Origin of the sequence: Flavobacterium sp. ASV13, assembly GCF_000745775.1 — a bacterium.
In the GTDB taxonomy this organism is placed as follows: Bacteria; Bacteroidota; Bacteroidia; order Flavobacteriales; family Flavobacteriaceae; genus Flavobacterium.
The window spans coordinates 75,809-98,297 of the sequence record NZ_JQJY01000003.1 but is presented as its reverse complement, the minus strand read 5'-3'; the positions used below and the strand labels follow the sequence as shown (position 1 = coordinate 98,297).

Sequence of the window (22,489 nt, the reverse complement as noted above, 5' to 3'; positions counted from 1 at the left end):
TTGTTATTCAATAAATATAATATTCCTGCTCATTTTTACGCTTCTGATCTTGATACAAAGGCAAAAAAAACTAATAGCCCAAAGGAGAAATCTGGAACTGGAAAAGCAAATTCATGAAATGAACAGGGAACGGGAATTACTTCAGAAAGAAATTGAATTGAGAAACAGGAAACTTTCTGGGAGAGCATTATATCTTTCGGGCAGAAATCAGCTTATCAATAATTTGATTATGTCCATCGAAAATATACCAAAGCTTTCGAAAATCTCTTCTTTAGATATACATATTAAACATTTAAAAGATTATTTAAAAAGTGATAATGAATGGGAAACATTTGTTTTTCATTTTGAAGAAGTAAATCCAGGTTTTTTGGCAAGACTTCGAAAATTACATCCTGCATTAACATCAAATGATATGCGTTATATTGCTTATATCTACATGAATTTAACGACAAAAGAGATTTCAAACCTTTTGAATATAACAATATATGCAAGTAAAAAAAGAAAAGAGCGAATCATTTCGAAGATAAAACTTCCTAATGATATAACTTTATACTCTTATCTCTCAAATATTTAGAAAAAATGTCTCTCATTTGTCTCTTAATAGTCTCCTTTTTTTCAAGTGATTTGAGATTGCGTTTTATCTAACTATTAGGTAATTGATTATTTTTGACCTGCAACGGTCTTGTAAAGAAGCTGTTGCGTATAATATTAACAAAGAAACCAATGGACAAACAAGGACTAAAAAATTACATCATAAAAAATTTACCATTTCCAGACCGTATTTTAGATGAGGTGGTAGAGTTTTTTGAAGAAATTACTATTGAAAAAAATGAATTTTTTCTTAGAGAAGGAAAAATAAATGAACATTATTTCTTTTTGCAGACCGGTTTTATGAGAGCGTTTACGCATGATATTGATGGAAATGAAATTACTACAAATTTTTATCAAAAAGATAGTGTGGTATTTGAAGTTTCATCCTTTTATTTAAAAACCAAATCATCTGAGAATATACAAGCGGTTACAGATTGCAAGGGTTTTGCCATAAGTTATGATCAATTAAACTCGTTGTTGCATACTGTTCCGGAGTTTAGGGCTTATGGGGTGAAAATGCTGGCTAAAGAATATATGATGTTTAAAAAACGTGCTCTGGAATTAATTAATCTTAGTGGCGAAGCCCGATATGAAAATCTGATTACCACCAATAAAGAAATATTTCAATTTGCCCAGCTCAAACAAATCGCATCTTACCTAAATGTTACGGATACGTCATTAAGCAGAATCAGACGGGAATTTTCAAAAAAATAGATTGAATTTTGCTATTCATTTAAACAAATTATTTCATGCTAAATATTGCAAGATTTTTTCTAATTACTGTTTTTTCGTTTGTGTCATTATCCCTTTTTAGTCAGGAAAATGTAAAGGAAGAATTGAAAAAAACGCTTTTCTTCAATACAAAACATACTATTGATATTAAGGGAAAGCCTTTAAATTTTACGGCAATAGCAGATGAAATATTTCTTAAAAATGATGATAATAAAATTATAGCCAGTGTATTTAGTTTTTCTTATATAAAACAAAATAAAAAGAATGAAGTAAGACCTGTTGTTTTTGTATTTAATGGCGGTCCGGGCTCGTCCTCTATTTGGCTGCATTTGAGTAGTATTGCACCGTGGAAAGTAAAATTAACTCCGGAAATTAATTCTTCTAACGTACCACCATTTGGATTAGAAGACAATTCTGATTGTTTGCTTGATATAGCCGATTTGGTTTTTGTTGATCCTGTTGGTACTGGTTTTAGTCGTATCATTTCCCCAGGTACACCACAAGATTTTTACGGAGTAGATCAGGATGCTGAATCGATGGCGCAATTTATAGAAAAGTGGTTGATAAAGAATAACAGATGGAATTCGCCAAAGTTTCTTATTGGAGAAAGTTATGGAAGCCAGCGCGTTTCAGTTCTTCCCAGAGCACTTATGGGCGGAGTTATGTACTCGGGTGTAATGAGAGGTATTACATTAAATGGTATTATTATGTTGGGAACTACTTTGGAATCTCCTTTAAAAAAGTTAACAACAGATGCAAAATTAGAAAGAGCAGCATCATTACTTCCTACTTTAGCAAAAACAGCCTGGTATTATAATAAAATAGATAAAACGTTATCTTACGAAGAGTTTCAAAAAGAAGTTTCAGCATTTGCAGAAAAAGAGTATTTGAATGCGCTTTTACAGGATAATCAGCAAAAACTTTCGGTAACAGAAAAAGATGTTATAATTGATAAACTTTGCAAATACACAGGATTGTCAAGAGATTTTTTCTCATCGACTCTTGAAATAGCTCCAAAAATTTTCGCAGACAGTCTTTTGTCGAAAGAAAATCTACAAATTGGATTATACGATACAAGATACAATCTTCCGCTGGAACATTCGGGTAATGATCCTGTTGCTGATGATCCGGCAATGGGAAGATACGTTCCAGGATTTACGGCTGCATTTAGAGAATTATTAGCTTCAAAATTAAACATTGATATTCAGGATTCGTATAAAACTATTGACTGGAAAAATATTTCGTTTCAATGGCAATGGTCCCGAAAAGAAACCAAAGAAGGTCCTGATTTTACAGATGATTTAAATGTCGTTTTACGCAGAACGCCAAAACTAAAAGTATTTATAGCGGGAGGAAGTTATGATTTAGCTACGCCCGTGGGTTATGCTAAAAAAACAACCGAAAAAGCAAATTTTTATCCAGACAGAGTCATTTTTAAAGAATACGAATCGGGTCATATGTTGTATTTAGGAAATACAGGAAAATTATTTAGTGATGATTTACGATCGTTTATTTTGAGTTGTTCAGAATAAATTAAGATCTATAAAAACTTCAGTTATTATTCGCTGCCCAAAAAATAGAATTCCTAAGAAGAGTAGTGTAAGCCTCATTTTTAAATAATTCGGGTGCATGTCCCATGAAAATATAGATATTTCGGGAAGTAAAATGAGCGTTTGTCCAAATTACGGGATGATCGCCCATTTTTATTTTCGAATCAGGTTCGTAAGTTGATTCGTCAACTGAAGCTAAAACATGAACATTTTCGCGCGGACTTTTATCATAAGTGTACCATTCTTCTTTTTTTACAAAAAAATCAGATGGAACTCCTTTCATGACAGGATGAGATTTATCTTCAACATTCACTTTCGCATTAGCAAAATCCGGAATATAATTGACAAATTTTATGCCTCCCATAAAATCAGAAAACCATTTCCACATTGGATATCCGTCAAATTCTCCAAGTAAAGTAGCGTGATGCAAACCAATCCATCCACCTTTTTCGCTCGCCATATAATTTTGAAATGCTTTCATAGATTCTTCGCTCCAAGTATAAGGCGGATAATCAAGTTGAATAAAAACCTGATATTTGCTTAAAAGTGCCTCATTTATTGTTTTGGTATTTTCGATATAATCAATTGTAAAACTGCTATCAATTGCGAGTTTATTTAACCATGGTTTTGCTGCTTTGGTAAATTCCAGATGATGCCCGCCGTTTTCATATAAAACCAAAGCTTTGAATTTTAATTTTTTTGATTTTTGTGCGAAACAATCCCCTTGAAAGAAACATATTGTTAGCAAAGTAATTATGATAAGTGACTTTTTCATTTGATCTTTAAAGTTGTTTTCAGCATTATTTTATTTTATTTATTAACGGTAGCGGTTATCGCTTGTAGAAACCATGCTGAATGTGGAATCCATTGTTCGGTCCAGCGCCATTCATTATTTCCGTCAACATCCATTTTAAAATCAATTCCTGATCCATCGCCATTTTCTTCTTTTCCGGTAATACCATTTGAGATTCCGCCTTTTTCTGAACCATGTCCATAATTGGAATGCATATAAGGGACATTCTTTTCTCCAAATTGGTATAAAAAACATACCGAATAAGGATTGCAACCTAAAATCCATGATAATTGCTGAGATGCATATAAATCAAGCGATTTTTTTGTGGCATCATTTTTTTGAAGAGATATAGCTTTTCCACCTTCGGTAGCAGCTGTTGCAAGTGATGCCAATCGGGCATTTTCACCTTGCCACCACCAGCCAGTTTCATTATCATGCGGAATGAAAAAACCGTCTTTTATTTTGTCATTAAATAGAAAACTCTGTCTGGCATAACCAAATGGATTGCTTACATTATTGGTTACCGCTAAATTATAATTTAAAGCTTTTTTTATCACCTCTTTTGCTTTAATTCTTTCATTCTCATCGTTTTCCTTTTTTAAATAACGGGTTAAAGCTACAATTGGCAAACCAGCATCCGCAGCATGCCAAAACGGGCGATTACCATCATTGCTTCTAAACCATCCTTGATCTGTAATTCGGTTTTCTAATTTATGAGCCCATTTTCTGGCTTCTTCTTTATAGAAATTCTCATTCGTGGCAATCCATAACTCTGTTGCGCCCATTAATGCACAATAATCATCGATGATGTTTTCTTTTCCGTCATCGTCATATTTTGTGTTGTTGATTAAAAGATGAGCATAAGCGCGTTTTGCTCCGTCGAGATATTGTTTTGAGGTAAAATCACCACTTTTTTTCCATTGCGAAATTCGGGCGAGTGATGCGATAGCCATTCCAGCGCCTTCGCGAAAAGCGGACTGATATTCATCTGTAGTTACGCTATTGGCTTTAAGTCCGACAATTCTTCTGGCTGCGGGATTTTTATCAAAATAGCTGAAAACAATCATGTAGAAATAATCTTCGTCAGATAAGCAGCGCATCATGTAATCAGCGCCCCAAATAGCTTCATTGTCTAATGAATCTTTTATTTTCCATTGAACGAGTTGTTTTGAAATTTCTTCAGATGTATTGATGAGCGACCAAGTTACCAATGGCGTTTGTTGTGGCGAAACAAAATTGGCATAAGCCAAATGCGAAAAATATTTACTTACATCACCAGATGCATCGCACCATCCGCCATGAACATCGACTTTTTTGTCGCTTCCAAATAAAAGCATTTTTTTGTCGGCTTCTAATTCTTCGGGTGTATTAGCTCTTTGTTTGTTGTAATAATGTACGATTGATGAAATAGTCCTTTTTGCCAAGATATTTTCTTCAATTGAAAAGTTGGCTGAATTGTAGATTTGATCCGCAATTTTTATCGTGATTTTATAATTTCCGGGCTTTTTGAAAGACGAAAAATCAGCTTTGTAGTAGGATTTATCAAGCATCCATTCTTCAACATTTTCTGCTTTTCCAATTGTAGATGTGAAAACTGTTTTTTGAGTTTTTGTATCAATAATATCGAAAGTCGTATTTGAAAAGCTTCCGTCAAAACCAATAATGGCCATTTTTGGGCTTTCTGGGTCAAATCCAACCTGATTTACATAGATAATTGGGCCACTATACGCCATAACAGAAAAAAGCAAAGTGATTACGATGTATCTTAATTTCAGCATAATTGAAAGGTTTAAAATGTATTGAAGAAGCAAAATACGAAAAAGTGAAATTTAATAGCATCTTCATAAATTCAGTAATTAATAGATGAATAACAAGCTGTGGCAAGTATTTGCTGTATTTGCATGGAAATGGAAATAAAAAATGATGTGTTTTTGTTGTGCTATTTATGAGTACTTCTGTATTATTCTATACTTTTTTCAATGTTAAGTTTTTCTTACTTTTTTTAATCTCTAAAGCTTTGTTTTACCGTGTTTTAACTTTTTTTTATTAAATTTGGTATGACAATTTCAGCAAAATCAAATCTTATGGAAAAATTAAAACGCCCAGTTTATGTCAAAGCGGGTAATGATGATTTTTTTAAAAAGCTGCGCTCGGAAGTGAACGAAACTGTTTTACAAAATTCATCATTGTATCGTTTAAACATTGTTAAGTCTGTCGGACTTGTATTTCTTTTCTTTTTATTTTACGCTTGTATTTTGTTGTTCGGGAATAGAACACCGTTATTATTTCTCTTTTATATTTTGTGCGGTTTCACTATGATCGTACTTTTTATAAATGCTTTTCATGATGCTGCGCACGGAGCACTTTTCAAGAAACAAATACAGAATGAGCGTTTCATGTACATTTTGGAACTTTTTGGAAGTAATCACTGGCTGTGGACACGTCGCCATATTAATCTTCATCATGCTTATCCAAATGTTCCAGATTGGGATATTGATATCAAACAAAGCGATATCATTAGGATTTTTCCAAACAGTCCATTGTTTAATTATCACAAATACCAGCATATTTATATGTGGTTTATTTATCCGCTTTATAGTTTGAATTGGATTTACATTCGTGATTTTAAGGATTTCTTTGGAACAAAAAATAATTATGTGAAGAAAGTAGTTGAGAAGATTCCAACACGTGAAATCTATCGATTATTTGCTGCAAAAATCATAAATCTGATTTACATGCTTTTCATTCCGATGTTTCTCTTAAATCAGCCTTGGTATATAGTTTTAGGCGGTTGGTTTGCCATGCATTTATGCGGAAGCGCTCTGGGGGTTGTTGCGCTTGTATCAACGCATGTTGACGAAGATGCACATTTTCCAGGAACTGACGAAGAAGGAAATCTTTCGGCGACTTGGGCCATGCACCAAATGATTGTGACCAAAGACTTTAGTACAAATAGCAAATTGGCTAATTTTCTATACGGAGGTTTTACGCATCATATAGCACATCATCTTTTTCCGGGTGTTGCTCATACCTATTATCCTTATATCACGCCAATTATAATGCGTTATGCAGCCGAATATGATCTGCCTTATACTTCATATCCATTTTATCATGCCGTTCGGTCACATTTCAGAATGCTGAGAGATAAAGGTATTCAGGAAAATATTCTGATGACTGGGGAGATTTAGTAGTCGAAAGTTGAAAGTTCAAATAAAAATAGCGGCCTAAAAACCGCTATTTTTATTTGAAAAAATCTTATTCCTTTTTACTGAATTTTAGAATTGCTTTTTTTGATATTCAAATCATGCAATAAAGAATCTTTTAAAACAATTCTGAAATTATCTTCGGCAAAAATGTTCAGTTTTGACTCGCTGAATTTGTACACATTTAATTTGTTGTTTTTTATATCTATATATAAATCATACGAGTAAGTATTGCAATCGTGTTGTTTACATCCGCTGGCATGTAAAATTTCGCCTTCTTTTGTAAATGGAGTTTCTGTATTCCAATATTTCACCATTTGATCATAATCGCTGCCTAAAAGCGTTTTTAATCTTGGTGCTAAACTACTTTGTGCTAGTAAATGAGTGCCAATAACGCTTTTTCCAACCAAATTATTCAGTGTATCAATCGGATTAATTACTGCCGAATCTGCTTTCAAAGCTTCAGTTCTTATTGAAGTCGAGTCGGTTGTTGGAACATTTTTGATGCTTTCTTTTTTACATGACACTATTGTAAAACAAGTCAATGCGGCTATAAATAAATATTTCGTTCTTTTTTTCATAGTATAACTTTTTAAAATAACTAATTGATTTATAATGGCTTGTTTCGCTAATTTAATAAAAAAATCTCAAATTATTATTTTAAAGCAAGCACCAAATGGATTTTTAAAATTGTAAAATATTAAACCAGAGATTCCGTTTTTTTGTTTAATTTCAATTTTTAAATCCTATAGATTATGTCACAGTTTCTAAAATCCTTCTTTTTTGCCGGTTTTCTTTTTTGGAATATTTCTTCAAATGCTCAAAATGAAATGTATTCAAGTCCTGTAAAACACGAAATTTCAGATACTACTTTTGTTAATTTAAAAGATTTTAGCAAAGATTTTGTCTACGACATGAAATATGCAACAGAGGATAATTTTTTGAAAGCAAAAGTATATGATTGCGCTGAATGTGTTTTGCGAATGAAAACGGTTCAGGCTTTAATTGCGGCTAATAATGATTTTAAGAAGAAAGGTTTCAAAATCAAACTTTACGATTGCTACAGACCTTTATCAATTCAAAAAAGAATGTGGGAAATTGTTTCGAATCCAAAGTATGTGGCTGATCCAAAAAAAGGCTCCATCCACAATAGAGGAGGAGCCGTTGATATTTCAATAGTTGATTCTAATGGAAAAGAAGTGGATATGGGAACTCCTTTTGATTTTTTTGGAATCGAAGCCAGTCATAATTATGAGAATCTTTCAAAAGAAGTAAAATCAAACCGAAAGTTTCTGAAAAAAATCATGACCAAAAATGGATTCAATTCTTTTGATTCAGAATGGTGGCATTATAATTTAAAAGCGGGTTTAAAAGACAAAGTTTCTGATCAAAATTGGAAATGCGAATAATTATTCAACACATCGAATGTTCTGAATGAAATAAGTATCAGGATTATACACTTTTTTATTCATTTCAGATGTTATTTCGCTTTTTACGATATAATCTTCCGTATCGGTCAAATATTTAATTCGCATCATGGTTACAGGCGATTTTTTTAGTTCTTCGTAGTTATCTTTCATGAACATAAAAATTCCTGTATTTACTCGGTTATCAAATCCGTTGTCGTGAATAAGAGTACCACAATTTTCCTGATTGATATGCATTAAGCTAACAACTTTCCCGTTTTGAAGTTGCAAAAATACACGTGAGTTTTTGTCAAAACAGTTTGCCTTAATGAAATCCTTGCTTTTTTGAATAAGCTGTAAATTAAGTGTTGGCAATCCATCGGTTTGTGCCAGTGAAAAGAAAACATAACTAGAGCTTCCTCCAAAGTTTTTTTCACTGATAAGATATTCGTTTGTTACTTTATAAGAGCCAATAGAGTCATTGACATTTACGCTGTATTCGCATGGTTTTTGTGCAAATGCAGTAAAGGTTAATAAAAAAAGAGTTAGTGTAATTAGTTGTTTCATTGCTTAGATTATTTTGGTGCAAATTAAAACTATTTTGTTATCTTTTACATCAGTTGTAAAAAAACAATACAAATTGCCACCATTTTTTATTTTCCATTTTTTTCGGATGTTTTCGACTGTTTCAGGAAAATTACGAGTTGTTATGTTTGCTTGCTGATTTGCCAGCTCGGTTTTCATTTCGGTTTTGTTATACGGAATCACTTTTTGGATTTCAAAAGCCCGTCCTGGAAAATCAATTAATTCTTCCGAAGTGTATAAATGCGAATGCTTGTGAAGTTTGTTTATTTTAAAAAACGAACTAACTTCATCAAAACCACCTGATTTCATTATAGATGAATTTGGTTCGAACAAATATTTTTGAGGCAAATGATAAGACGGAAATTCAGTTTCATTGCCTAAAATGAATTCAAATGTTTCTGTTTTATCTTTCAGAATGTTGGCGGTTTTGATTGTAATATCGCCTGTATAATTTTTATGAATTTCAAAAAGCAATTCTTTTACTTCGTTTTCAAGCGCGATTATATGAATATTTTTGACAAACTTCAATTCAGATAAACCTGCTGAAATATCTAAAAGAGGTGCTGTTTTTATTAAAATAGAATCTGTTTTTTCAAAATAAAAATCTAACGATTCAGGAACATTCGGCAAACAATCTTTCAGCATAAAAACTTTGCCTTTTGAATCATTTCTTCGGGAAGGATCAATATAAATCCAATCCCATTTTTGGTCGGATTCTTTTAAAATATCGGCAGAATCACCTGCATGACAAGTCAGGTTTTTTACTTGTAACTGTTCTACATTATGTTTTACAATTGCAGATAAATCTGTATTGATTTCACAATGTGTTACAGATTTAAATTTTTGTGAGAAATAATAATCATCAACGCCAAAACCTCCCGTTAGATCAATTAAAGTTTCTCCTGAAATTAAAGATGCTTTATATTCGGCTGTTTTTTCAGAAGAAGTTTGTTCAACCGAAATTTTGCTCGGATAAATTATGTTTTCGGTTTTAAACCACGTTGGTAGTTTTTCTTTAGCTTTGGTTTTGGCTTCAATTTGATTTAAAATCAAAATCCAATCAATTTCTGGAAAAGGATTTTTTTGAAGTGCCAGTTTTGAAATTGAAGCACCAATATTTTGAGATATAAAATCTTGAATGTCTTGGTGCAAAATAATTGTGTTCAAAGCTAAATTCTTTCAGTTAATACGGAGACGATTTTATTGTCGGGGAAAAATTCTTTTAAAATAACTTTCAGCATTGTATAAACCGGAATTGCGATAATCATTCCGACAATTCCAAACGTAATACCACTGATTAAAGTAATCAAGAATATTTCAAGCGGGTGCGAATTTACACTTTTTGATGAAATTATCGGCTGGCTGATGTTATTATCAATTGCCTGAACTAATAAGAATCCAATTACGACATAAATGGTTGTAGGCAGAATTTCTGACTGAAAATCTTTTCCAATTAAGCTTATCATGGTTAATAACGCTGCTAAAATGGTTCCAATGATTGGTCCTATGTATGGAATAATATTTAAAATGGCACATAAAAAAGCAATGACAAAAGCATTTTTGTTTCCAAAAATAACCAAGACAATGATATATAAAATGAAAACTACAGTAAGTTGCAATAACAAACCAACAAAATAGCGCGTCAGCAAATGGTTTATTTTAGTTATTGAATTTAAGATTTTGTCTTCATTTGTGTCTGGAAGAATTCTGCGGGCTTGGCTTTTAAAAGTTTCCTGATCTTTAATGAAGAAAAAAGTAATGAAAAATACCGAAACTAATCCCATTCCCATATCGGCCATAAAATTCATAATTGAGTTGATAAAGCTTGTAAAATAGTTAAAGTCCAATGCCGAAGTTATTTTTGAATCATTCAGCATTTTACTTAAGTCAACATGCTGAATATTGAAATACGTTTCTACACTTTTTTCTGTTTCTATAAATTGTGCTTGAAGATGATTAGTATCTAAAAGTGCTAAATTATTTGCCTGCGAAATTATTAACGGCACAAATAAAAGGATAAAACCAACCATCAATAATATAAAAAGAATTATAGTTGTCGTTGCCGCCAATGAATTGCCAAATTTTAATTTATTTTTTAAAAACTGCACTAACGGATTTGCTATCAAACATAAAATTAGAGAAATACAGAGATAAACAATTACAGTTTGTATTTCATATAAAAAATACAAAACGGCACAAATGACAAGTATAGTTGCTAATGCTCTTAAAATTCCGTTAGAAATGATTTTTGATGTTATCATATTTAGGTTTTAGACTATAAATATAGGAAAAAGCTTTTAAAATTTTAGGACAAAAAAAAAGCGAGATGGTTAAATCTCGCTTTTAAAACATTGACTTGGTTTTATAATGTTTTTTATTGTGCAAATGCAGCTCTTGGTCCGCCAGCAGCGAATATTGCAGTCATTCTGCTTTTTTGACCTGTAGAGAACATATACATTGCATTATCATCAACATAATCCATGTAGTTCATAGTCATTTCAACTGGAGTTCCAGAGCAAGTACTATAATGAGGATAAGCTGGTACACCATAATTTGCTGTGTTGTGTGTTGGAGTATCAGACACTAAATCGCTTCCGCAAGTTGCATCTCCCCAAATGTGACGTAAATTCATCCAGTGACCTACTTCGTGAGTGGCTGTTCTTCCTAAATTAAAAGGAGCATTTGCTGAACCTGATAATCCAAAGTAACGAGAATCAATTACAACTCCGTCTGTTGAAGATGCTCCACCAGGAAATTGTGCATAACCTAGAATTCCGCCGCCAATAGCGCAAGACCATAAGTTAAGTTTTGTAGTTGGAGATGTTGGTGCAATACCGCCCTGAGCCGTTTTTTTCATGGCATCATTTGTTCCCCAAGATGTTTTGGTAGTCGATTTGCGGATAACCTGATCCAATACAAATGTGATTCCAATGTTCGCTTTTACTCCGGCAAACAAAGCAGGAACACTATTGTAATCTGAGTTTAAAGCATTGAAATCTTTGTTTAAAACATCAATTTGCGTTTGGATTTGTGCATTCGAAATGTTTTGTGCAGTTGTTTTGTATAAAACGTTAACTACTACAGGAATTTCAATTTTGCCATTAACTAAACGGCCAGAAAAACCTTTAAGTAATTGTTCGTTTGTAAAAGCTTCAATTTGATTCATTCTGATGGCCTGCATCGGATCTGCTTTCAATTGTGCTTCTAATACATCTTGAGATGCACAAGAACGACGTGCTGCAGCACTAGTTTCTGAATTAGCTGAATCAGTTTGGTCATTTTGACAAGCAAACAGCATTAACGCTGCAACTGCGGTAATAAAAACTTTTTTCATAATAGTTTGGATTTTTGTTATAAAAAATTACTTTTGGTTAATTATAACGCAATTTTATAACAAAAATATATTGTAGAAAAATATTACAAAGATTATTTTGTGAGAAATTTTACAATCCCTTACAAATACTGATTCCTACAAAAGTTTAGTAAAAATTTTTAGTAATCTTTTTCTTTCTTTTTATTTTTTTAAGTGCATTTTATCGTGATTATCTGTTGTTTATCGAAATAAATGAACAATTAAATCGGCAAAAAAAAGATAGAATGTTTCAAAAAAAGAATTTTTTATAAAGAAGTAATCTCGTAAAGTGCAATACTTGCAGCTTGCACAACATTCATGCTGGAGTTTTTCCCAAACATATTTATGTGCACAATTTGATGTGAAATTTTTAAAAGCTCGTCTGAAATTCCGTTTATCTCACTTCCAATTATAAGCGCAATTTTTTGATTTTCAGGAATAATAACTTCTTTAAGAGGTTTGCTGTTAGATGCAATTTCTAATGAAATAATTTTAAAATTATTATCGGAAAGGAAAGAATGAAGTTCAGAAAACTCTTCAATGACATTATGAGGCACATGAAGATGTGTACTTCGTGAAGTTTTATTGATTTTACGAGGTGTCAGCGGAATATCTTTTCCAAAAAAGATAATATTTTCAACCCCAAAAGCCTCGCTTATTCTGAAAAGAGAACCAATATTCTGCTGAAAATAAATATGATCGCAAATTAATGTTATTGGAAACGTCTTTCTTTCAAATTGATTTTCTTCGTGAGTAAGCTGCACTTTAGTTGTAATTAATTGGTAAAAATATAATTGATAATGTTGGCGCCCATTTTCAAAGCTTTATCGCGAACATTTGCTGGATCATTGTGAACTTCGGGATCTTCCCAGCCGTCACCTAAATCGCATTCGTAAGTATATAAAAGCACTAATTTGTTTTCGACAAAAATCCCAAATGCTTGTGCGCGTGTACCATCGTGCTCATGGATTTTTGGTAATCCATTCGGGAAAGGAAAAGGTTTTTGAAAAATAGGATGATTGGCCGGAATTTCCAATAAATCATTATTTGGAAATATTTTTTTGATTTCTTTTCGAATATATTGATCCATTCCATAATTGTCATCAATATGAAGAAAACCACCTGAAGTCAAATAATTTCTCAGATTAGTTACATCAGAATCACTAAAAACCACATTTCCGTGTCCTGTCATATGCACAAAAGGGTAGGACAGAAGATCAGGATTACTTGGTTCAACAGTTGAAGGTTTTGCTTTAATACGTGTATTGATGTTCGAATTACAAAAACGAATCAAATTAGGTAATGATGTTGGATTTGCATACCAGTCGCCGCCGCCACTGTATTTCAACAAAGCGATTTCTTGTGAAAATGAGGAAACAGAAACCAATAAAATCAAGTAAAATATTTTCTTCATATTAAATAAAGCTTCTGTTAGTTTGAAATTTCATTAAAAAAAACAACACTGTGACAAGCCACAACTGCAGCTGTTTCAGTTCTTAATCGTGTATTTCCTAAAGTAACTGGCTGAAAGTTGTTTTCTAAAGCTAAAGCTATTTCTTTTTCAGAGAAATCACCTTCCGGGCCAATTAATAAAGTTACATTCTCATTTGGTTTAAGCGCTTCTTTCAGTGATCTTTTGTCGGTTTCTTCACAATGCGCTATGAATTGCAAACCTGTATTTTTTTGTTTGACAAATTCTTTAAACGAAATCGCTGGATTTAATTTTGGCAAAAACGTTTCATTTGATTGTTTCATTGCTGATAGAATGATTTTTTCAAAACGTTCAGCATTTATTGCTTTTCTTTCGGAACGGTCACAAAATATAGGCGTAATTTCCTGAATACCAATTTCTGTGGCTTTTTCTAAAAACCATTCAAAACGATCGTTCATTTTGGTTGGCGCAACGGCCAAATGCAAACGAAATTTTGGTTCTGGAAATTTCTGGATCGATCGTACATCTACAATACATTTATTGTCTGAAGCCAATGTGATTTCAGTTTCAAACAATATTCCCTGACCATTGGTAACATGCAGAATATCTGAATCTTTTTTGCGTAAAACCTTTATTATATGGCGACTTTCTTCTTTGTCAAATGAAAAAGATTCGGTAGTTTCGTCTATATCAGGATTATAAAATAACTGCATAATTTAAAATTGAATTCGGGCTTTCGAAACTACAGATGCATCTTCAAAACGTTGTGATAAATATTTTTGATAACCTACAATTCCAATCATTGCAGCATTATCTGTGGTATATTCAAATTTCGGAATAAAAGTTTTCCAGCCATATTTGCCTTCTGCTTCTTTCAATGTCGTTCTAATTCCTGAATTTGCCGAAACTCCTCCGCCAATTGCAATTTGCTTAATTCCGGTTTCTTTTACAGCGAGTTTCAATTTGTCCATTAAAATTTCGATAATAGTATGTTGGATCGAAGCGCAAATATCATTCAGATTTTCTTCAATGAAATTTGGATTTTCCTGTTTGTTTTTCTGAATAAAATACAAAATCGCTGTTTTTAATCCAGAGAAACTAAAATCCAATCCAGGAACTTTTGGTTTTGTAAAAGGAAAAGCTTTCGGATTTCCTTCTTTTGCATATTTGTCGATCAAAGGACCGCCAGGATAAGGAAGTCCAAGAATTTTGGCACTTTTGTCAAAAGCTTCTCCAACGGCATCATCAGTAGTTTCACCGATGATTTCCATATCAAAAAAGCTGTTTACTTTTACGATTTGCGTATGTCCGCCACTAATTGTTAGTGCTAAAAATGGAAATTCAGGCTTATCAAAGCCATCTTCGTCAATAAAATGCGCTAAAATATGAGCATGCATATGATTCACGGCAATAAGAGGAACTTTTAATGCCAATGATAATGATTTACTGAAAGAACCTCCAACTAATAGAGATCCCATTAAGCCAGGTCCTTGCGTAAAAGCAATGGCGCTTAGCTGTTCTTTTTGTATATTTGCTTTACGAAGCGCTGCATCAATTACCGGAACTATGTTTTGTTGATGAGCTCTTGAAGCCAATTCAGGAACAACACCACCATATTGGTTGTGAATTAGCTGATTGGCTACAACATTTGAGAGTACTTTATCGTTATGTAAAACTGCAGCGGCAGTATCATCGCAGGAACTTTCAATGGCAAGAATAAAAACCTCTGAATTTTGCATATAAAGGCACAAATTTTGAATTATATTTGACAAATCAAATTTTTAATTTTCTTTGACTGTAAGGAGAAGCCAAAATTAAAGAATTTTTATCAAAAACAGCCGTTCTTTGTCTGTTCAAAATAAATTTAAAGTAAACTAAAATTAATACAGCTATCAAAAAAGTAAAGAAAATAGTATCCAGAACCCTAATTGGGTTGATTCTACTTTTGTTGGCAGTTGCTATCACATTGTCTTTGCCTGTCGTGCAAACTAAAATTGCAAGATACGCAACAGATTCTCTACGAGAAGATTTTAAGGCTAATATCACCGTAGGAAAGGTGGCTATCAATATTTTTGGTGGTGTGAAATTAAAAGATGTTTTGATTTTAGACCATCATAAAAAAGTAATGATTGCTTCGGATATTATTACGACCGATATTTTGAGCTTCAAAAGATTGATGGACGGTGATTTGATTTTTGGTGATCTTCGTTTAACTGGTTTGATTTTTAATTTGAAAACATACAAAAACGAAGACGAAAACAATATCAACAAGTTTGTGAAATTGTTTGAAACCGGAAAACCTTCAAAATCAAAAAAACATTTTTTACTTACTGCGCGAAATGCATACATTACAAATGGATTCTTTTCTGTTGTTGATGAAAATAAAAGAACGCCAAAATTTCTTGAGTTTACAAAGCTGAACGCTTATATCAGCGAATTCAAATTATATGGCCCAGATGTAAATACAAACATTCATAGATTTTCATTTCAGGATCATCGTGGATTGTATGTTTCTAATTTTGCCGGGAAATTTAGTTATACCAAAAAACAAATTAGAGTTGAAAATCTTGCCATTAAAACTAAAAGATCTTCTATTTATGGCTATGCTATTTTAAATTATAAAGTTGAAGATTTTCTTCATTTTACGGATAAAGTTAGATTTGATGTTGCAATTGATTCGGCTTCGATTGCGTCAAATGATATTCGTTATTTTTATGATGGATTGGGAAGAAACCAGCATTTTAAAGTCCGCACAAAATTAAACGGACCTCTGAATAATTTAAATCTGCGTCGATTAAGATTGAGCGATACCAATGGTTCGAGAATTGTCGGAAATATTAATTTCAAGAATCTTTTAGGTGATAAAATGCAAAAGTTCTCAATGGAAGGAAAGTTTGATAAACTGATTTCCAGCTATGATAATCTTGTTGTTTTGTTGCCAAATGTGCTTGGAAAAAAACTTCCAATAGAACTTAAGCGAATAGGAAAAGTCAATATTGTTGGTAAAGCAAAAGTTTCAACGACTGATTTGGAAGCCAAATTTAAAATGGCAACAGATTTAGGAAATGGCGAAGCCGATATTCATATGAATAATATGGATTTTATCGATAAAGCATCTTATTCGGGAAATATTATTTTGGATAATTTTAATATTGGTGCATTTTTAGACAGAAAAGATATTGGTAAAACAACTTTGAATGTTGATGTTGATGGTGTTGGCTTTACTGAGAAATATTTGAATACTATTATAAAAGGTGATATTACAAAATTAGATTACAATAAATACACCTATAATAATATAACGGTTAATGGGAATTTTAAGTTGCCTTATTATAAAGGTGAAGTTACTGTAAATGATCCAAATTTGAATTTGACTTTTGACGGTTTAGTGGATTTGAGTAAACGAGAAAATAGATATGATTTCCATATTAATGTAGAAAATGCCGATTTGCGAAAATTAAGATTTGTGTCGGATTCTATTTCGCATTTCAATGGAGATGCAGTTGTTCAGGTTTCTGGAAATTCAATCGAAAATCTACAGGGAAATATTTTTATCAAAGATGCCGTCTATAAAAATCCTAAAAACACGTATGCTTTTGATGATGTAACAATCAATTCTAGTTTTGATGCTGATAAACTACGTACTATAACAGTTAATTCAACAGATGTTGTAAACGGAAAAATTGTTGGAAAATTCCGTTTTGATCAGTTGGATAAATTGGTAATGAATTCAGTAGGAAGTTTGTATACCAATTATAAGCCTTATAAAGTTCGAAAAGGACAATTTCTTCGTTTCAACTTCCATGTTTATGACAAAGTTGTCGAGATGCTTTATCCGGATGTGAATATTGATTCGTCTACAGTTGTTCGTGGTAAAATTGATGCAGATTTACAGGAATTTAAATTTAGATTTAAATCTCAGAAAATAACCGCAGCTAAAAATACATTTGATAATATCAGAATCAACATAGATAATAAAAATACACTTTATAATGCGTATGTTGAGTTAGATAGTATCAAAACGCCCTATTATAAAATACGTGATTTCAATTTGATCAATGTAACAGCAAAAGATACATTATTTGTTCGTTCAGAGTTTAAGGGAGGTGATAAAGGACAGGATTATTTCAATCTGGATTTGTTTCATACTATCGATAAAAACAAAAATAATATAGTAGGAATTAAAAAATCTGAAATGAAGTTCAAAGACTATATATGGTATTTGAATGAAGATGCAGAGAAGGATAATCAGATTATTATAGATCAATATTTTAAAAATTTCAATTTTAATAATATTGTCTTATCACACGAAAATCAAAAGATTGATTTAAACGGAGTTATTAAAGGAACAGATTATAAAGATCTCGTCCTCAACTTTGAAGATGTTGATATAAATAAAATTACGCCATTTAATTCCAAGTTTGTCTTTAATGGAAATTTGAATGGAAGTGTAAATTATAAGCAGAACAAGAATGTTTATCAGCCGACTGCTTCCATCAAAATTGATCATCTTAATTTGAATAAAACCGAATTAGGAACGTTGAATTTTGATATTTCGGGAGATGAAAGTTTTAAAAAATTCACGATAAATTCTTCAATTCAGAATGGATTTACCGAATCGTTTAAAGCAAACGGAACTTTTGCGATTGAAAATAAAGAAACATTTTTAGATTTGAATCTAAAGCTCGAAGGATTTAATCTGGCGACTTTAGGAACAGTTGGTGTTGATGTTATTTCAAATGTGCGTGGTTCAGTTTCAGGAAATGCGGCTGTTGTTGGGAATCTTAAAAAACCTGAAATCAACGGAAGATTGTATGTTGAAAAAGCCGGAATGACAATTCCGTATTTAAATACAGATTATGAGCTGAGCGATCGAACAGTAATTGATTTGACGGATGAGAAGTTCTTATTTAGAAATAATCAGCTGACCGATACGAAATACAAAACAAAAGGATTGCTGAATGGAACGATTGAACATCATAATTTTGGTGACTGGAAACTGGATTTAACCGTTACTTCAAAAAGATTATTGGCACTTGATACTAAAGATAGTGAAGATGCGGCGTACTTTGGAACTGCATTTATTAATGGAACTGCAAGTATAAAAGGTCCAACAGAAGGTTTATTTATTAAAGTAGATGCCAAATCTGAAAAAGGAACAGAAATTAAAATTCCGATTAGTAATGCACAAAGCGTTGCCGAAAGTAGCTGGATACATTTTGTAACGCCAAAGGAAAAATACAATTTAGCCAATGGAATTGTAGAAAAAACAAGAAATTACAACGGACTTGAATTAGAATTTGATTTTGATATTACACCAGATGCAGAGGTTGAAGTAATCTTGGATAGAAATTCTGGTCACGGTATGAAAGGTAAAGGTTATGGATCTTTGTTGTTTAAAATCAATACACTGGGTAAATTTAATATGTGGGGGGATTTCCAGGCATACGAAGGAACTTATAATTTTAAATATGGCGGTTTGATTGATAAAAAATTCGCTGTAAAAAAAGGTGGATCTATCATTTGGGAAGGAAACCCAATGAAAGCGCAATTGAATCTGGAAGCTGTGTACAAAACATCTGCAAATCCAGCGGTATTATTAGAGAATTCATCTTTCAATAAAAAAGTGCCGGTTGAAGTTGTTATTGGATTAAGAGGAGATTTAACGAGTCCTGATCCTAATTTTGATATTCAGTTTCCATCTGTAAGCAGTGTTTTAAAGTCGGAAATACAATATAAGCTGGACGATAAAGATGTTCGTCAGACACAGGCTTTGTATTTGCTTTCGACAGGTTCGTTTATGAGTCCGGATGGATTTAATCAAAGTGACTTGTCTGGAACATTTGCAGAAACTGCAGCAAGTTTATTAGGTGGTATTATCAAATCTGACAATGATAAAGTAAATATTGATTTGAACTTTATTTCTGCAGACAAACGAATTGGTCAGGAAGCAGATGGTCAGTTTGTGGCTAATATATCATCTCAGATTAATGAAAAAATTTCGATCAACGGAAAAGTCGGAGTTCCAGTAGGAGGAGTCAATGAATCGGCTATTGTCGGAGATATTGAAATCCTTTATCGAGTTAATGAAGATGGTTCAATGAATCTTAGGTTGTTTAACAAAGAAAACGACATTAATTATATAGGACAAGGAATTGGTTATACACAAGGTGTCGGTATTTCATATGAAGTCGATTTTGATACGTTCAGTGAATTGGTAAACAAGCTTTTTAAAAGCCATAAATTAGAGCGTACAATAAAAGGTTCTTCAGATGATGTTCAGGATTCGTATTTAAATCCAGATTACATCAATTTTACCAATAAAAAGGATGCGGATAAGAATAAAAAGAAACCTGAGAAAAAAGAAGAAGAGAAGAAACCTCCACCCGTAAATAATAATCAAGGATTAATTCCTGACAACGATGATTTTTAAGATATTGTTAAAAAAAGCCATTATTCTCGTAATGGTTTTTTTTATGCTTAAATTTAAAGATTTAAACATTTTTTTTCAAATGAAGGCACTTCGTAATTTTATAACACTTCATTTATGTATTGTTAATTTTAAGGATTTAATTAAAATAAGCGCCTTTTATTATTTTAAATGAATTTTTTGCCACCAAAAAACTTATTAACGAAAACGTTTGAATTTAACATATTTTATTAATTTATGATAAACATAGCCTGAAAAGTGCCGAATGTTTGCTAATTTTACAACTTAATACTTAAATAATGCCAAAAACAATAAAAAAAGTTGGTGTTCTTACTTCGGGAGGAGACTCACCAGGAATGAATGCTGCAATACGATCAGTTGTTCGAACATGCGCTTATCATAATATAGAATGCATAGGAATTTATAGAGGGTATCAAGGAATGATCGAAGGTGATTTTAAAGAAATGGGCCCTCGAAGCGTTAATAATATTGTAAACAAAGGTGGAACGATCTTGAAATCAGCTCGTTCAGTTGAGTTTAGAACCCCAGAAGGTAGAAAAAAAGCTCACGAGAATCTTTTAAAAGCTGGAGTTGATGCTCTAGTAGTTATTGGAGGAGACGGAAGTTTTACCGGAGGTTTAATTTTTAATTCAGAGTACGATTTTCCAGTAATAGGAATTCCCGGTACCATTGACAATGATATTTATGGTACAAGTTATACATTAGGATATGACACAGCTTTAAATACTGTTGTTGATTCTATTGATAAAATTAGAGATACAGCAAGTTCACATAACCGTTTGTTTTTTGTTGAGGTTATGGGTAGAGATGCTGGGCATATTGCGCTTAATGCCGGAATTGGAGCAGGTGCTGAAGAAATCCTTATTCCTGAAGAAGACTTAGGTTTAGACAGATTGCTAGACTCACTTCAAAAAAGTAAAGCTTCAGGAAAATCATCAAGTATAGTAGTTATTGCAGAAGGCGATAAAATTGGTAAAAATGTATTCGAATTAAAAGATTACGTTGAAGCTAATTTGCCTGAATATGACGTACGAGTTTCTGTTTTAGGACACATGCAGCGTGGTGGTTCTCCATCTTGTTTTGACCGTGTTTTAGCAAGCCGTTTAGGAGTAAAAGCTGTAGAATCTTTATTAGAAGGAAAATCAAATTATATGGTTGGACTAAAAGAGGATAAAGTTGTTTTGACTCCGCTTGAACAGGCTATTAAAGGAAAATCAGAAATTGATAGAGAATTGTTAAGAGTGTCAGACATCATGTCGACCTAATAAATAAAAGTTTAAAAGGAAAGAAAGTTTATTGTGAGGAAATTAGACTTTTAAATTAGTGTAATAAAAACAAAAGCAAAAAATTTAGTAAAATGTCAAAAGTAAAATTAGGAATAAACGGATTTGGACGTATCGGAAGAATCGTTTTTAGAGAGTCTTTCAATAGAGATAATGTAGAGGTTGTAGCAATCAATGATTTATTAGATGTAGATCACTTAGCTTACTTATTAAAATATGATTCAGTTCACGGTCGTTTTAACGGAACTGTTGAAGTTAAAGAAGGAAAATTATATGTAAACGGAAGAAATATCCGTATTACAGCTGAAAGAAATCCAGCTGACTTAAAATGGAATGAAGTAGATGTTGATGTAGTTGCAGAATGTACTGGTATCTTCACAACTATCGAAACTGCAAGCGAGCACTTAAAAGGAGGAGCTAAAAAAGTTATCATTTCTGCTCCATCTGCTGATGCTCCAATGTTTGTAATGGGAGTAAACCACGAATCAGCAAAAGCTTCTGATTTAGTTGTTTCTAACGCTTCTTGTACTACAAACTGTTTAGCTCCATTAGCTAAAGTTATCAATGATAATTTCGGAATCGTTGAAGGTTTAATGACAACTGTTCACGCAACAACTTCAACTCAAATGACAGCTGACGGACCTTCTAGAAAAGACTGGAGAGGTGGGCGTGCTGCTGCAATCAATATCATTCCTTCTTCAACAGGTGCTGCTAAAGCGGTTGGAAAAGTTATTCCAGAATTAAACGGAAAATTAACAGGTATGGCTTTCCGTGTTCCTACTGCTGACGTTTCTACAGTAGATTTAACTGTAAAAGTTGCTAAAGAAACTTCATATGAGGAAATTATGGCAGTTTTGAAAAAAGCTTCTGAAAACGAATTAAAAGGTATCTTAGGATATACTGAAGATGCTGTTGTTTCTCAAGACTTTATTTCTGATAAAAGAACATCTATCATTGATGCTGGTGCAGGAATTGGTTTAAATTCAACTTTCTTCAAATTAGTATCTTGGTACGATAATGAGTACGGATACTCAAGCAAATTGATTGATTTATCTGTGCATATCGCAGGTTTAAAATAATATTATATATTTTTGCAAAATCCCGTTATCTC

At 32.4% G+C, this 22,489-nt stretch carries 19 protein-coding genes; 8 read left to right on the top strand and 11 right to left on the bottom strand.

All coding sequences use genetic code 11. The features are described 5' to 3' along the window. Nucleotides 1–118 precede the first annotated feature (118 nt). The 3 genes from GQ47_RS07675 to GQ47_RS07665 all read left to right on the top strand — a co-directional run bounded on the left by GQ47_RS07675 (nt 119) and on the right by GQ47_RS07665 (nt 2,855). Nucleotides 119–574, top strand: coding sequence for a helix-turn-helix transcriptional regulator (locus GQ47_RS07675; protein WP_035646998.1), 456 nt, complete (start codon nt 119–121; stop codon nt 572–574). 149 nt (nt 575–723) lie between these two features. Next, on the top strand, nt 724–1,305 hold the full coding sequence (locus GQ47_RS07670) for a Crp/Fnr family transcriptional regulator (protein ID WP_035646997.1): 582 nt from the start codon (nt 724–726) through the stop codon (nt 1,303–1,305). 35 nt (nt 1,306–1,340) lie between these two features. Then, a complete protein-coding gene (locus GQ47_RS07665; protein WP_051951426.1) occupies nt 1,341–2,855 on the top strand; it encodes a S10 family peptidase in 1,515 nt (504 codons plus the stop codon). Between the two features lie 19 nt (nt 2,856–2,874). On the opposite strand, the gene GQ47_RS07660 is transcribed toward GQ47_RS07665, so the two are convergent. Further along, nucleotides 2,875–3,648: a ThuA domain-containing protein gene (locus GQ47_RS07660; RefSeq protein WP_035646995.1), complete on the bottom strand. Its 774-nt coding sequence runs from the start codon at nt 3,646–3,648 to the stop codon at nt 2,875–2,877. A 35-nt stretch (nt 3,649–3,683) separates the two neighbouring features. Then, complete coding sequence (locus tag GQ47_RS07655; RefSeq protein WP_035646993.1) at nt 3,684–5,444, bottom strand: glycoside hydrolase family 9 protein; 1,761 nt, start codon at nt 5,442–5,444, stop codon at nt 3,684–3,686. A gap of 306 nt (nt 5,445–5,750) precedes the next feature. On the opposite strand from GQ47_RS07655, the gene GQ47_RS07650 reads away from it, so the two are divergent. Then, a complete protein-coding gene (locus GQ47_RS07650; RefSeq protein WP_035648072.1) occupies nt 5,751–6,854 on the top strand; it encodes a fatty acid desaturase family protein in 1,104 nt (367 codons plus the stop codon). 77 nt (nt 6,855–6,931) lie between these two features. Here the strand turns inward: GQ47_RS07650 and GQ47_RS22835 are convergent, their stop codons facing one another. Then, entirely contained in the window at nt 6,932–7,450 is a 519-nt protein-coding gene (locus GQ47_RS22835; RefSeq protein WP_051951425.1) for a hypothetical protein, read from the bottom strand. Between the two features lie 174 nt (nt 7,451–7,624). Between GQ47_RS22835 and GQ47_RS07640 the strand changes: the two genes are divergently transcribed. After that, the gene (locus tag GQ47_RS07640; protein ID WP_035646992.1) at nt 7,625–8,278 is read left to right on the top strand and encodes a M15 family metallopeptidase; all 654 of its coding nucleotides are present in this window, start codon (nt 7,625–7,627) and stop codon (nt 8,276–8,278) included. On the opposite strand, the gene GQ47_RS07635 is transcribed toward GQ47_RS07640, so the two are convergent. The 8 genes from GQ47_RS07635 to tsaD all read right to left on the bottom strand — a co-directional run bounded on the left by GQ47_RS07635 (nt 8,279) and on the right by tsaD (nt 15,383). Continuing rightward, nucleotides 8,279–8,842, bottom strand: a complete 564-nt coding sequence (locus tag GQ47_RS07635) for a hypothetical protein (RefSeq protein ID WP_035646991.1) — start codon at nt 8,840–8,842, stop codon at nt 8,279–8,281. It abuts the gene before it with no gap. A 3-nt stretch (nt 8,843–8,845) separates the two neighbouring features. Then, nucleotides 8,846–10,027, bottom strand: coding sequence for a THUMP-like domain-containing protein (locus GQ47_RS07630; RefSeq protein ID WP_035646990.1), 1,182 nt, complete (start codon nt 10,025–10,027; stop codon nt 8,846–8,848). Between the two features lie 2 nt (nt 10,028–10,029). Then, on the bottom strand, nt 10,030–11,121 hold the full coding sequence (locus GQ47_RS07625) for an AI-2E family transporter (RefSeq protein ID WP_035646989.1): 1,092 nt from the start codon (nt 11,119–11,121) through the stop codon (nt 10,030–10,032). 113 nt (nt 11,122–11,234) lie between these two features. Then, on the bottom strand, nt 11,235–12,194 hold the full coding sequence (locus tag GQ47_RS07620) for a zinc metalloprotease (protein ID WP_035646988.1): 960 nt from the start codon (nt 12,192–12,194) through the stop codon (nt 11,235–11,237). 284 nt (nt 12,195–12,478) lie between these two features. Beyond that, the gene (locus GQ47_RS07615) at nt 12,479–12,976 is read right to left on the bottom strand and encodes a TrmH family RNA methyltransferase (RefSeq protein ID WP_035646987.1); all 498 of its coding nucleotides are present in this window, start codon (nt 12,974–12,976) and stop codon (nt 12,479–12,481) included. 11 nt (nt 12,977–12,987) lie between these two features. Further along, complete coding sequence (locus tag GQ47_RS07610) at nt 12,988–13,626, bottom strand: DUF4159 domain-containing protein (RefSeq protein ID WP_035646985.1); 639 nt, start codon at nt 13,624–13,626, stop codon at nt 12,988–12,990. Between the two features lie 17 nt (nt 13,627–13,643). Beyond that, nucleotides 13,644–14,357 (bottom strand): 16S rRNA (uracil(1498)-N(3))-methyltransferase, encoded by a 714-nt coding sequence (locus GQ47_RS07605; protein WP_035646983.1) that lies wholly within the window; start codon nt 14,355–14,357, stop codon nt 13,644–13,646. A gap of 3 nt (nt 14,358–14,360) precedes the next feature. Continuing rightward, a complete protein-coding gene (gene tsaD, locus GQ47_RS07600; RefSeq protein ID WP_035646982.1) occupies nt 14,361–15,383 on the bottom strand; it encodes a tRNA (adenosine(37)-N6)-threonylcarbamoyltransferase complex transferase subunit TsaD in 1,023 nt (340 codons plus the stop codon). Nucleotides 15,384–15,577: 194 nt separating this feature from the next. On the opposite strand from tsaD, the gene GQ47_RS07595 reads away from it, so the two are divergent. The 3 genes from GQ47_RS07595 to gap all read left to right on the top strand — a co-directional run bounded on the left by GQ47_RS07595 (nt 15,578) and on the right by gap (nt 22,457). Then, on the top strand, nt 15,578–20,077 hold the full coding sequence (locus tag GQ47_RS07595) for a translocation/assembly module TamB domain-containing protein (RefSeq protein ID WP_238567957.1): 4,500 nt from the start codon (nt 15,578–15,580) through the stop codon (nt 20,075–20,077). Nucleotides 20,078–20,373: 296 nt separating this feature from the next. Next, nucleotides 20,374–21,360 (top strand): 6-phosphofructokinase, encoded by a 987-nt coding sequence (gene pfkA / locus GQ47_RS07585; RefSeq protein WP_035646977.1) that lies wholly within the window; start codon nt 20,374–20,376, stop codon nt 21,358–21,360. A gap of 92 nt (nt 21,361–21,452) precedes the next feature. Next, nucleotides 21,453–22,457 carry a type I glyceraldehyde-3-phosphate dehydrogenase gene (gene gap / locus GQ47_RS07580; RefSeq protein ID WP_035646975.1) on the top strand — a complete coding sequence of 335 codons (1,005 nt, stop codon included), beginning with the start codon at nt 21,453–21,455 and terminating at the stop codon, nt 22,455–22,457. Nucleotides 22,458–22,489 lie beyond the last annotated feature (32 nt).